Origin of the sequence: Nonomuraea aridisoli, assembly GCF_003236395.1 — a bacterium.
Taxonomy (GTDB): domain Bacteria; phylum Actinomycetota; class Actinomycetes; order Streptosporangiales; family Streptosporangiaceae; genus Nonomuraea; species Nonomuraea aridisoli.
This window is the reverse complement of the sequence record NZ_POUD01000278.1, coordinates 1-12,053: the sequence shown is the minus strand read 5'-3', so window position 1 is coordinate 12,053 and position 12,053 is coordinate 1. Positions and strand designations below refer to the sequence as shown.

Genomic DNA, 12,053 nt, shown 5'->3' with positions numbered 1-12,053 from the left:
GCGAACTCGCCTTGGTGTTCCACCGGGAGGGCACGGTCTACTCCGTGGACACGCTGCAGATCACCGACGGCCTGATCACCGGGTACCGCAGGGTCATGAATCCCGACAAACTCCTGCGCGTCTGAGCCGTCACACCCGAAGGTGCTGCCTCGTCTCCCTGCTGAGAACCCGAACGGGCGACAGTAAGGACCTTCATGCAAGCCATCACGGTGCGAGACCGCAATGCCGGTCTCGCCGGGATGTCCCTGACGGATATGCCGTATCCCCATGCGGCCGAGAACGACGTCATCGTGCGGGTGCACGCCGCCGGCTTCACCCCTGGCGAGCTGGACTGGCCCGCCACGTGGACCGATCGCGCCGGCCGCGACCGCACGCCGAGCGTGCCCGGGCACGAGCTGTCCGGTGTCGTCGTGGAGCTGGGGTACGGCACCACCGGGCTGAGCGTCGGACAGCGGGTGTTCGGCCTGACCGACTGGGCCCGTAACGGTACGCTCGCCGAGTACACCGCGGTGGAGGCCCGCAACCTCGCCCCGCTGCCGGCGGACGTCGACCACACGGTGGCCGCCGCGCTGCCGATCTCCGGGCTGACCGCCTGGCAGGGCCTGTTCGACCACGGCCGGCTCACCGCAGGCCAGACCGTCCTGATCCATGGTGCCACGGGCGGCGTCGGCTCGATCGCGGTCCAGCTCGCCCGCGAGGCCGGCGCCCGCGTCATCGGCACCGGCCGGGGCTCCCGGCGGGACGAAGTACTCGCCCTCGGCGCCGACGCCTTCATCGACCTGCAGACCGAGAGCCTGGAGGACGCGGGCGAGGCCGACCTCGTGTTGGACGTGATCGGCGGCGACATCCTCGACCGCTCGGCCGGCCTGGTCCGGGCCGGCGGCACGCTCGTCACCATCGTCATGCCGCCCAAGGTCCAGCCCAGGGACGGGCGGCTGGAGCCGTTCGTCGGCGCTGTGCGGCCGCTCGCCGAGGCGCCCGCCGCGTTCGCGCCCGGCGAGCGCACCACCGGCAAGACGATCATCCGCGTCACGGAAGACTGAACGGTAGACCCATCGTGATCAACATGCGAATCGCCGCTGCTCTCCTGGCCATCGCCACGCTGACCGCGGCCACGGCCTGCTCGACCTCCGACCAGCCCGCCAACGCCCAGGTGCCGACCCCGACCGCGGCGTCGACGCACCCGGCTGAAACCTTCAAGCCGCTGCTCCAGCAGGCCCTTCCGAATGTGGAAGGCAAGACGTTCACCTCGGCGATCGTCGACTTCCCGCCCGGCGCACGCGCGATGCCGCACCGGCACGGCCCAGGCGTTCGTCTACGCCTACGTCCTCGACGGCACCGTGCGCAGCAAGCTCGACGACAAGCCCGTGACCACCTACCGTCCCGGCGAGAACTGGGTCGAGCAGCCGGGCGCCCACCACGTCCTCACCGAGAACGCCAGCCCGACCGAGCCGGCCAAGCTCCTGGTCGTCTTCGTCTCCGACACCGGAGACGAGCTCAAGGTCAACGACCCGAAGTCATAGCGAGGAACCATGACCGACTCACAGCGCGTCAACATCGGCGAGCAGCACCCGGCCGCCTACAAGGCTCTCATCGCCCTGTCGTCGCAGGCCGAAGCCGCCGCCACCGCGGCCGGCCTCGACCCGCTCCTGGTCGAGCTGCTGAGGATCCGCACCTCCCAGATCAACGGCTGCGCGTTCTGCCTGCGCATGCACACCCGCGACGCCCTCAAGAAGGGCGAAAGCCCCGACCGGATCGCCGTGCTGCCGGCATGGGCGGAGACCGGCTACTTCTCCGAGACCGACCGCGCCGCCCTCCGCCTGACCGAGGCGATCACCCGCGTGCCGGACGGACACGTCAGCGACGAGGACTTCGACGCCGCAGCGGCCGTACTCACCGCGGACCAGATCTCGGCCGTCGCCTGGCTGACCACCGTGATGAACGCCTTCAACCGCGTCGCGATCACCAGCCGCTACCCCGTCGGCAACTGACCTCGAAGCCGCCACCGTCGTGAAGGTGATGGTGGAACCAGTCGGGCAGTTCGTGCGAGCCGCCCCGGCTCACACAACGGCACGTCGCGCTGGTGCAGTGCGGACCGCAATGTCAAGCCACCCAGGCACTGCTACCCGGCGGGCGAGCGGCGGCTCTCATACTCCCTGGCCCGCTCCGTTCACGGCTTCACGACGTCTTCCTGTCGAGGGACGTCGGGGTGCCGCAGTGCTCGTTGCCGCCGGTCAGGTCGTCGCGCACCAGGACGAGGAGCTGTGTCAGCTGCTTGCGCTGAGCGTCGGTCAGCGAGTGGAAGAGGTCGTCTTCCACTTCCTGCTGCGCGGTTGCCGCGGCTTGCAGCCGCCGCTGTCCCGCCTCCGTGAGTACGACCAGGTGGCGGCGCCGGTCTCGAGGATCCCGCGTGCGCGTCACCAGCCCGTCGGCTTCCAGGGGGTTGAGCTGCGTGACGAGCACGCTGGCCGCGGTGTCCGTCTCCGCGGCCAGGTCGGTCTGCGCCAGCGGTCCGCGATCGTGGAGCAGCCCGAGGAGGTGGAACTGGCGCGGCGTGAGGCCGTTGGAGGTGTGCGCGTCCCTCAGGCGACGCATGGCCTCGTGCCCCAGGAGGGCGAGCATGAGACCGGGACTGTCGCGGTGCTCGTCAAGCAGCGCCGGACCGGAGGCGGTGGAGGTAGCCGAGATCACCCTTTCACTTTACCGTGCTCGATCGTATAGGTTCCTCAACGAATTAGATCGGTGAATGGTTGTGTGGATTGCACGTTCTTCCGCCTCCGCACCACCACTGTTCAGCTGAGGAGCGCCATGTCCGCCACCCGTCCGTCCCTGCTCCCCGATCCGAGCGCGGATCTCGGCCTGCACGGTGCACGTGCCGTCGTCACCGGAGGAACCCGCGGCATCGGCGCCGCCACGGTGCGCCGCCTGGTCACGGCCGGCGCACACGTGGTCGCCGTCGCCCGCAACCCGGCCGCGGTCCCCGCTGGAGTGCACTTGGTGACCGCCGACCTGAGCACCCCCGGCGGAGTCCAGCAGGCGGCAGCCGCGGCACTCGACCTTCTGGGCGGCATCGACGTGCTCATCGACAACGCCGGACGCAACACCCAGGTACCCGACGGCGTCCTCGCTGCGACCGACGAGGACTGGCTGGCCAACCTCGAAGCCAACCTGCTGTCCACCGTCCGCCTCGACCGCGCCCTGGTCCCGCACATGATCGCACAGGGCCATGGGGCGGTCGTCCACGTGTCATCGAACGCCGCCCGCTACCCCCAGCCCAACGGCGCTCCATACGCCGCCGCCAAGGCCGCACTCAACGCCTACAGCAAGAGCCTCGCGCTCGCCTGCGGCCCGCACCGCGTGCGGGTCACCGCGGTCATGCCGGGCGTCATCGAGACCGACGCCGTGGAAACAAGCCTGCGACAGGCGGCGGAACGCACCGGCCAGGACCTGGAGACCGTCCGCAAGGAGTTCCATCAGCGCCTCGCCGCCCCGCTCGGCCGCCCAGGTCGGCCCGAGGAAGCCGCCGAGCTGATCGCCTTCCTCGCCTCCCCGCGCGCCTCCTACCTCACCGGCATCACCGTCTCGGTCGACGGAGGCATCCTCCCCACCCTCTGACGCCCAGCTCCACCACCAGATCCTGGAACGCCGACGCGACGCCCTGGGCGGCTACTTTTGAGGAGTCCAGGGCCGTCTCAGCCGGGCCGCTGCCGGAGGAGCAGCGGCGTGACGGCACGAAGATGCCGTGGGCGATGTGGTGAGAAGTGTGGCGCCGGGCCCGGACGCCCTTTCAGAATACGTCCCGCCTGTCCCTGTTGTCACAGCGACACCCCGGTGTGCGGTCAGTTGCGCAACGAACGAGGCGTCGTCGGGTGGCCGGAGTCAGATGGTGATGGCGACTTTGCCGGCGAGTCGGCCGGATCTGAGGTAGTCGATGGCGTCGGCGGCCTGGGTGAGGGGGTATGTGCGGTCGAGGACAGGGGTGAGGGCGCCGGAGCCGACGAGGCGGGCCAGGGTGTGCAGGTCGGCGGCGGGCTCGGTGGACATGAGGCCGGTCAGGCGCTGGCCGACGAAGGGCGACAGCAGCGCCGCCCGGATCTGGCGGTCGGCGCCCTGGAGCACGCGTCCTTCTCCAGGCCCGCCCACGATGACGAGCGTGCCACGAGGGGCGAGGACGCGGCGTAGCCGGGAGAGAGGACGGTTGCCGGCCGTGTCGAGAATGAGGTCGTACCGATCGGTGCCGGTGGTGAAGTCATCGCGGGTGTGATCGCGGTCATCGTCGTCTTCGTCATGGTCGTCTCGAACTCGAGTGTGATCACCCGCCAAGCCCCCTCATGACGGCACAGTCGATGCAGAGACCCCTCCTACACGACTCCCCGGGACATGAGCGGGTAGCCCCATGCGCGTGTGCGTCTGCTCGAGATCGGACGGGGATCGTGGTTCGGTCGGATCCCGCGTCATCCCTTCTGCCTCGTGGGCGCTGTCGTGTCGAGGGGAACGGCGGCGGACCTGACGAGTCCGAGCTGGACGGACTGGCGCCCCAACACGGCGTCGAGCAGCCAGTCGACGCCGGTCCGGGCCCGGTTCCCGGGCATCGAGAGCAGGTGGTAGCCGCGGGTGACGATCTTCGCGAGCCAGCCGGACATCGGGATGTGGAACGGGTTGGCCGCCGCCTGTGTCCCGCCGAGGTCCACGACGAACCCGAGGTCGTGGTGCTTGTACTCCCGTACGCGTCCATATCCGAGCGACGCGGCGACGTTGCGGCCGGCGAGCGTGCCCTGGCGGCTCGCATGCTGCGCCGTCATCGCCGTGACCTCGCCGGGCCGGGTGACGTCGGGGACGGCCGCGGCGTCACCGCAGGCGAACACGTGCGGGTGTCCTTGGACCGCGAGCGTGGTGTCGACGAGCAGCCGGCCGCGCTGCGTGGCGAAGCCGGAGGTGTCGACCAGCGGGTCGGGCCGGACGCCGACACACCACGCGAGCGTGCGGGTCGGAACGAACTCTCCGGTGGTGAGCCAGACGCCGTCGGTCGTCGCCTCGCGTACCGACGTGCCCGTGAGCACCTCCACCCCGCGTGAGCGCAGCACCCGGTCGGCGGTGCGGGAGAGCCGCGTGTTGAGCTCGGGCAGCACCTTCGGTGCGAGGTCGAGCAACAACCAGCGCATCTTCTGGCCGGCGAGCTCACGGCGGCGCCGTGCGATGGCCCGGGTCAGCAACGGCCCCTGCGCGGCGACCTCGGTCCCGGTGTAGCCGGCGCCGACGACGACGAACGTGCACCGGGCGTCCCGTTCCTTCGGGTCGTCGCTCGCGGCCGCCAGCTCCAGCTGGCGGATCACATGGTCGCGCAGGTACAGGGCCTCGGCGACCCCGCGGAAGCCGTGCGCGTGCTCGGCGACCCCCGGGATCGGCAACAGCTTGTTGACGCTGCCCGCAGCCAGGATCAGCCGGTCGTACCCCAGCTCGTGCGGCTTTCCCTCCGCGTCGGTGTACGACAGGCGTTGCTCGTCCGGCGCGATCGTGGTCACCTCACCGAGGACGAACCGTACTCCGCGAAGCGTGCCCGGGATCGACACGGTGACCCGCCGCGGATCGATGACCGCCGCCGCCACCTCCGGCAGCAGCGGCAGGTAGAGGAAGTAGTCCGTGCGGTTCACCAGGACGATCTCGACACTGGACCTGCGCGGCAACGCGCGCAGCAACGCTCGGGCCGCGTTGTAGCCCGCGAAGCCCCCACCGACGATGACGACTCTCGTCGGATCCCCGCTCATTGCCCAGCCTCTCTACGCCGGTAACCCGATGCCTCTCGACCAAGACCGCCGCCGCTGTTTCCCGCTGCAAGCATGCCTTCGAGGCTAACCGGGTTCCGACCGGCAATCTGGGACCACTCCGGCTCCCTGGCCGGGGTCCACTTCCATGCGTCCGGATCACTGAAGGAGTCCGACCAGCGCGTCCAGTGCCCCCGGCCACGCGCTCGGAGACGGCGAGGCGAACCCGACGACCACGCCGTCCAGGTCCGACGTCGAGCACGGATGCCGGAACAGGTCGAGAGGCTCCACGGCCAAGCGTTTCCAGGCGGGCCGGCCTGCGTCCGCGCTGACCAGCCGGCCGGGCCGCGTCAGGAGAACGTGCAACCCCGCCGGCAGGCCGACGATGGCGACATCGGGCGATCCGGGCGTCCGCTGGGTGATGGCCTCGATCAGCTGTTCGCGCCGCCGCCGGTATTGCGAGCGCATCGTCCGGATGTGCCGATCGTAGGCTCCCGAGTCGATGAACTCCGCCATGGCCAGCTGATTGACGAACCCGACGTTCTCCTCGGTCTCGCCCTTCTGCCGTACGACCACCTCGACCATGTGGTCCGGGACGACGAGCCAGCCGACGCGCAGGCCTGGCGCGAGCGACTTGCTCGCCGTCCCCATGTAGATCACGTGACGGGGGCCGAGCCCCTGCAGCGCCCCCACAGGAGTGCGGTCGTAGCGGAACTCACCGTCGTGGTCGTCCTCGATGATGATCGCGCCACGTCGACGTGCCCAGTCGACGACTGCTGCGCGTCTGTCCGGATGCAGCGCCACGCCCAGGGGAAACTGGTGCGACGGCGTCAGCAGCACGGCTCCCAGGTTCGGCGAGCCGTCGAGCGCGGAGATGTCGGCTCCGCCGGCGTCGAGCGCGATCGCGGGAGTGGCGAGCCCGGCCCTCGTCAACGTCCCGCGTTGCGCGGGCAGGCCGAACTCCTCGACCGCGACCTCCCTGACGCCGGTCTCGACGAGCGCAGTGGCGACCAGCCGTAGTCCTTCCGCGGCGCCGCTGCAGACCACGATGTTGTCGGCCCGGGTGCGCAGTCCACGAGCGCGAGTCAGGTACCGGGCAAGTGCCTCGCGCAGCTCTACTCTGCCCAGCGGGTCGGTGTAGCCGAACGCGTCAAGGGGCGCGGTGCTGACTGCGTGTCTCACCGCGCGGATCCACTCGTTCCGAGGGAACGACGACAGGTCCGGATGTCCTGGCCGAAGGTCGTGGAGCGGACGTGGCGGCCAGGTCATCGGTCGCGGTCGAGGTCGAGGTCGATCGGCTGCCACCTCCGCCGCACGCTGCGCCACCTCGGTGCCGGAACCGCGGCGCGCGGTCAGCCAGCCCTCGGTGATCAACTCCGAGTAGACCCGGACGACGGTGTTGCGCCCGACGCCCAGATCCGCCGCCAGCGTGCGGCTCGAGGGAAGCCGGGTTCCGGTAGCAGGCGACCGGAGCGGATCGCCTGCCGGAAAGCCTCCATGAGACTGTGTCGCGTCGTGCCGACGGTCCGATCCGTCAGTGTCCGATCAGTCGCCGACGTGGTAGCGGCTCGTGATCGCGACCCGGTTGAAGGAGTTCATCACCGTGGTCAACCAGGCGACAGCCGAGATCTGATCCGAGGTCAGCACGTCGGCGGCAGCGTCGTAGTCCTCGTCGCCGACGTGCCCGACCGACACCAGCGTGATCGCCTCAGCCAGGCGGAGCGCAGCGCGGTCGGTCTCGGAGAAGTAGGCGGCTTCGGCCCACGCGGGCAGAACAGCGATGCGATCGGGGTTCTCACCCTTCCTGAGCGCGTCGCGGGTGTGCATGCGCATGCAGAACGCGCAGCCGTTGATCTGCGAGACGCGGATCCGGATCAACTCGACCAGGAGCGGGTCGAGTCCCGCCGCTGCGGCGTTCTTGTCGGCCTCCATCGACAAGGCGATGAGGGCCTTGTAGGCGGTCGGGTGCTGTTCACCGATGTTGGTGCGCGGGGCGTTCGTCATGATTTCTCCAATTCGGTCACGGCCCCAGCCGACAGTGCACGGGCCGTACGGATTCGCGTTACGCCGGTCTTCTGATCAGTTCTCATGAACACGGATGATGGTCTTGCCTCGGGCGCGCGTTCCCGGGGCGAGCGCGATGGGTGCTTCGGCCAGCGGCCGGACAGTGCTCACCGGCGGATGCAGCTTCCCGGTACGCAGCCGGTCGGCGAGGTCGGAGAGACGGGCGCGATCGGGTTCGACGACGAAGAAGACAGATCGGCCGTCGACAGGCTGGACGTCCGGCCGGGTGATGGTGACGAGGGTGCCACCGGATCGGACCAGGGGGGCCGACCGATCGAGGGCTTCCCCGCCGATCAGGTCGAACACGAGATCGACCGCGCCGATCTCCTCCAGCTTCTCGGTCTCAAGGTCGAGGAAGGTGTCGACGCCGAGCTCACCCGCCCGCTCGCGGTGCGACGACCGGCCGGTGCCGATCACTCGGGCGCCGGCCTCGCGGGCCAGCTGTGCGGCGATCGATCCCACGGCACCGGCGACGCCGTGGATGAGCACGGTTTGGTCGGAAGCCAGGCGGCCGTGATCGAAGAGGCCCTGCCAGGCGGTCAGCCCGGAGATCGGCAGCGCCGCAGCGGTGGTGTGGTCCACGTCCGACGGCAGCGGTGCCAGGTTGCGGGCCTCGACCGCGACGTACTCGGCGAATGCTCCGTTACGGGTGAAGTCGGCCAGGCCGAACACGCGCTGGCCTACGCTGAAGCCGGTTGCTCCGTGCCCTAGTTCGGCGACCACGCCGGATACCTCGTGGCCGGGGATGCTTGGGGTTCGGTCGTGGCCGGCGCGGTCGTACCAGGTGGCGGGCCAGTCAAGCTCCCCCGGTGTGAAACCTGCGGCGTGTACGCGGACGATGACGTCGTGCACGGTCGCCCGCGGGTACGGCATGTCCGTGAGGGCCAGACCGGCGAGACCGGCCTCGCGGTCGCGCACAGTGACGGCTTGCATATAACCGACTCCTTCGTCTGCAGTTCCGCGTTTTCACCAGGGAGACGACGGAGCTCGGCCGAGTGTGACGGTGCAAATCCGAAGAAGTCGGCGCGTTCTCGCCGCCGTCAGTGACGTGCTCTCCGGCGGCAGACCCGGACGGCGGGCCATCGTCGCCCCCGTGCGCTCAGACCTCGGGCAGCCGTACGGCGATCATGGCGATGTCGTCCTTGTACGCCATGGGCAGCTGGAGCAGCTTGTCGCAGAAGTCGTCGAGAGGCTCGCGGGCCAGTGAGGCGGCACCGCGGCGGAGCCGTTCCAGCCCCACGTCGAGGTGCTCTCCCGGCACTTCCACCAGGCCGTCGGTGTAGAGCAGCAGCGTGCTACGTGCGGGAAGCACCGCGACGGAGCTGCTGCGCGGCATGTCGCAGCCCGCGCCCAGGAGGGGGTTGACGGCGTCTTCGAGGAAGCGCGCCTCGCCCTCGTGGGTGACGAGCAGGGGCGGCGGGTGACCGGCCACTGAGTAATGAAGCGACCAGACGCCGCTGTCCGGACCTTCCAGGCGGGCGAGGATGCAGGTCGCCGTGTCGTCGCCGTTCAGCCATTCGGTGGCGACGTCCATACGGCGCAGGATGTCGCCGGGAGGCTCCTGGCGGTCCATCGCCAGCCCTCTGAGCATGTTGCGCAGCTGGCTCATCGTCACCGCCGCCGCCAGGTCGTGGCCGGCCACGTCGCCGATCGTCAGCACAGTGGTGTCGTCGGGCCGTACGAAGGAGTCGTACCAGTCACCGCCGATCTCCGCCGAGGTGACGCTCGCCCGGTACCGGGCGGTGATCTCCAGCCCCGGCACCCGCGGCGGTTCCGGGAGCAGGTAGTTCTGCAGGGCCAGAGCCACGCGCTGGGTGCGCTGGAACCGCATCGCGTTGCTGAGATGGACATGCGCGTGAGCCAGCATCCGGCCGAGCAGGTCGACGTCATCCGGATCGAGCCGTTCGCGGTCCCCGTAGCGCCCGACGGCCACCACCGCGGCCACCGCGCCGTCCACGATCACCGGCACGTGGGCCACACTGTTACCTTGCGCGCAGACGAAGTAGTTCTCCGCGCCCGGCGGTACGCTCCCCGGCGGCGGCTTTCCCTTGGGGAAGACCCGCAGGATCGGACGGCGGGTCCTGATCGCCGTGACGAAATCGCACTCTTCGTCGACCGTCTGCGGGCCGACCACAGGGGGTCGCATGCCCGTCCGCGCGACGCTGATGAGGCGCTCGGCGACGAAGGGCGGCCGGATCGACTCACCCTCGAACTCCGGCAGCAGGAAGATGCCGCACACGTCGGCCAGCGCGGGCACGATCACGTCGGCCAGCGTGCGCACCACCTCATCCAGGCTCCCGAGGTCGGCGGTGGCCGCGGCGGCCCGGTCGAGCAGTTCCTTGCGGCGTTCCTCCTGCCACTCCTGCTCGACGTCGGTGAAGGTGCCGATCCACTCGACCACCTCACCGCCGTCGACGATGGGAACGCCGCGCAGGCGAACATGCCGATAGCCGCCGTCGCGTGTCTTCAGGCGGCAGACGTGGTTCCAGTCATCCAGCCGTTCGACCGTCACGAGCCATTTGGCCGTGGTGGGCCCGCGGTCGTCGGGGTGCACGGCATTAAGCCAGCCCTTACCGCGGTATTCCTCCCACGGCTGCCCGGTGTACCGGTTCCAGCCGGGACACGGTTCGATCGCGTCCCCGCTGGGATCGGTCACCCATATCTCCTGCTTCTCGAGCTCGATCAGCCTCTGATAGCGCTGCAGGAATCTGTCCCGCTCCGCGGCGACGGAGCCGCCCAGCCGTTTGGACTCGACCTGGTCCGTGACCGTCACGGCCATGATCATCACGCCGTCCTCGCCGTTCTCCAGCGAGATCCTGGACACGCCGGCCGAGGTGTGACGCTTCCGTCCGGCCAGCGGGTGGTCGCGGTACTCGAACGGGATCTCCTTCAGGCTGACGGCCTTTCCCGTCACCCTCACCTGATCGAGCACCGTGAAGTATCCCTCCTGGGTGATGTCGTGGAACACTTCCCTGGCCGGGGTTCCGAGCGGGTGTTCTCCGAGAATCTCCTGGTAGGCGTCGTTCATGTAGATCAGCCGATGCTCGGAACCGCTGAACACCGCCACACCGGCCGGGGCCGGATCGAAGACACTCAGCGGCAGGTCGCCGGCCCTTCTGGTGTTCTCGTCCTTCATCTGTGCCTTTCCGCCGACCACCGTCGGCGCGCGAGCAGTCCCCCTGTGATGCCGACTCGATGCATGAGCGCATGATTGATGAGAATTTGTCGCATTTCATTCCTCCCGCCGGATGGGACATGGGTGATCGTAGATCTGCCATGCTGCGGGCGTGCTGGGTGGCCGACGTCTGGGTTCCGGCAGTGGCAGTGGGTTCGTGCGGGCACGTTGCCGCCCGCCGCGTGCTCCGGGCTATGACGTCGGGTCGTCGACCTTGAGCTGGTCCCCGGTGTCGGAGACGAAGACGACCAGGAGCTTGGCCGGCTCGGTCGGGCTGGCGTTCTCGGTGAGGACGTGGTGGGCGCCCGGCTGCTCGACCCAGTTCTCGCCGGGACGGTAGGTCGTCACGGGCTTGTCGTCGACCTTGCTGCGCACGGTGCCGTCGAGGACGTAGGCGTAGACGAACGCCTGGCCGTGCCGGTGCGGCATCGCGCGTGCGCCGGGCGGGAAGTCGACGATCGCCGAGGTGAACGTCTTGCCTTTCACATTCGGGAGGCTCTGCTGGAGCAGGAGTTCGAGGTTTTCGATGGGGTGCGCCGATGCCACCGCCGCGGTTGGGGTGTGGACGGGCGGGTCCGAGGTGGGGTGGGCCGCCGCCGTCAGCGTGGCGACGGCCAGCAGGGCACCGGCGATCCGCATTCCGATCATGATTGGGTCTCCTGTTCAGGCGTCTGTGACGCGGATGAATGTTCTGTCCGGGGTGCGCGTGGCGGCGACGAACGCCGCGCAGGCTTCGGCGAGCGACCGTACGGCGCCTAAGACCGGCTTGCTCCGGATGTGGCGAGCTCGGTGAGCCGCGGTCGGAGGAACACAGCAGATGGCGGCATGCCGTCGGCATGATCGATCTCATCCGCTCACGAGCATTCCTTCGTCTGCCCCGTTTGGTTCTCGTCAGGGAGACGAGGTAGCTCTCCGGGATGTGACAGCTCAGACGCGCAGGAGTTTGTCGGGATTCATGACCCTGCGGTACCCGGTGATCAGGCCGTCGGTGATCTGCAGCGTGTCCACGGAGTAGACCGTGCCCTCCCGGTGGAACACCAAGGCGAGTTCGC

At 69.4% G+C, this 12,053-nt stretch carries 12 protein-coding genes; 4 read left to right on the top strand and 8 right to left on the bottom strand.

Features of this window, described 5'->3' with window-relative positions:
• Positions 1–254: 254 nt before the first annotated feature.
• The 3 genes from C1J01_RS39830 (at position 255) to C1J01_RS39820 (ending at position 1,991) form a co-directional block, all read left to right on the top strand.
• Positions 255–1,043: an NADP-dependent oxidoreductase gene (locus C1J01_RS39830; protein ID WP_235854971.1), complete on the top strand. Its 789-nt coding sequence runs from the start codon at positions 255–257 to the stop codon at positions 1,041–1,043.
• A gap of 183 nt (positions 1,044–1,226) precedes the next feature.
• Positions 1,227–1,523: a cupin domain-containing protein gene (locus C1J01_RS51590; protein WP_220040339.1), complete on the top strand. Its 297-nt coding sequence runs from the start codon at positions 1,227–1,229 to the stop codon at positions 1,521–1,523.
• Positions 1,524–1,532: 9 nt separating this feature from the next.
• Positions 1,533–1,991, top strand: a complete 459-nt coding sequence (locus C1J01_RS39820) for a carboxymuconolactone decarboxylase family protein (protein ID WP_111184233.1) — start codon at positions 1,533–1,535, stop codon at positions 1,989–1,991.
• Positions 1,992–2,178: 187 nt separating this feature from the next.
• Here C1J01_RS39820 and C1J01_RS39815 read toward each other — a convergent pair whose 3' ends face one another.
• On the bottom strand, positions 2,179–2,691 hold the full coding sequence (locus tag C1J01_RS39815; RefSeq protein ID WP_220040338.1) for a MarR family winged helix-turn-helix transcriptional regulator: 513 nt from the start codon (positions 2,689–2,691) through the stop codon (positions 2,179–2,181).
• 117 nt (positions 2,692–2,808) lie between these two features.
• On the opposite strand from C1J01_RS39815, the gene C1J01_RS39810 reads away from it, so the two are divergent.
• Positions 2,809–3,615: an oxidoreductase gene (locus C1J01_RS39810; RefSeq protein ID WP_111184232.1), complete on the top strand. Its 807-nt coding sequence runs from the start codon at positions 2,809–2,811 to the stop codon at positions 3,613–3,615.
• Positions 3,616–3,879: 264 nt separating this feature from the next.
• Here the strand turns inward: C1J01_RS39810 and C1J01_RS39805 are convergent, their stop codons facing one another.
• From C1J01_RS39805 to C1J01_RS39775, 7 genes are all read right to left on the bottom strand, one after another.
• Positions 3,880–4,323 carry a zinc-binding dehydrogenase gene (locus tag C1J01_RS39805; RefSeq protein ID WP_111184231.1) on the bottom strand — a complete coding sequence of 148 codons (444 nt, stop codon included), beginning with the start codon at positions 4,321–4,323 and terminating at the stop codon, positions 3,880–3,882.
• Between the two features lie 131 nt (positions 4,324–4,454).
• Complete coding sequence (locus tag C1J01_RS39800) at positions 4,455–5,765, bottom strand: NAD(P)/FAD-dependent oxidoreductase (RefSeq protein ID WP_111184229.1); 1,311 nt, start codon at positions 5,763–5,765, stop codon at positions 4,455–4,457.
• A 156-nt stretch (positions 5,766–5,921) separates the two neighbouring features.
• Positions 5,922–7,178 (bottom strand): MocR-like pyridoxine biosynthesis transcription factor PdxR, encoded by a 1,257-nt coding sequence (pdxR, locus tag C1J01_RS39795; RefSeq protein ID WP_500048299.1) that lies wholly within the window; start codon positions 7,176–7,178, stop codon positions 5,922–5,924.
• A 129-nt stretch (positions 7,179–7,307) separates the two neighbouring features.
• Positions 7,308–7,766: a carboxymuconolactone decarboxylase family protein gene (locus C1J01_RS39790; protein WP_111184227.1), complete on the bottom strand. Its 459-nt coding sequence runs from the start codon at positions 7,764–7,766 to the stop codon at positions 7,308–7,310.
• A 75-nt stretch (positions 7,767–7,841) separates the two neighbouring features.
• Positions 7,842–8,678: an NADP-dependent oxidoreductase gene (locus C1J01_RS39785; RefSeq protein WP_235854969.1), complete on the bottom strand. Its 837-nt coding sequence runs from the start codon at positions 8,676–8,678 to the stop codon at positions 7,842–7,844.
• A 247-nt stretch (positions 8,679–8,925) separates the two neighbouring features.
• Positions 8,926–10,962, bottom strand: coding sequence for a SpoIIE family protein phosphatase (locus tag C1J01_RS39780; protein ID WP_111184225.1), 2,037 nt, complete (start codon positions 10,960–10,962; stop codon positions 8,926–8,928).
• 231 nt (positions 10,963–11,193) lie between these two features.
• A complete protein-coding gene (locus C1J01_RS39775; protein ID WP_111184223.1) occupies positions 11,194–11,649 on the bottom strand; it encodes a cupin domain-containing protein in 456 nt (151 codons plus the stop codon).
• Positions 11,650–12,053 lie beyond the last annotated feature (404 nt).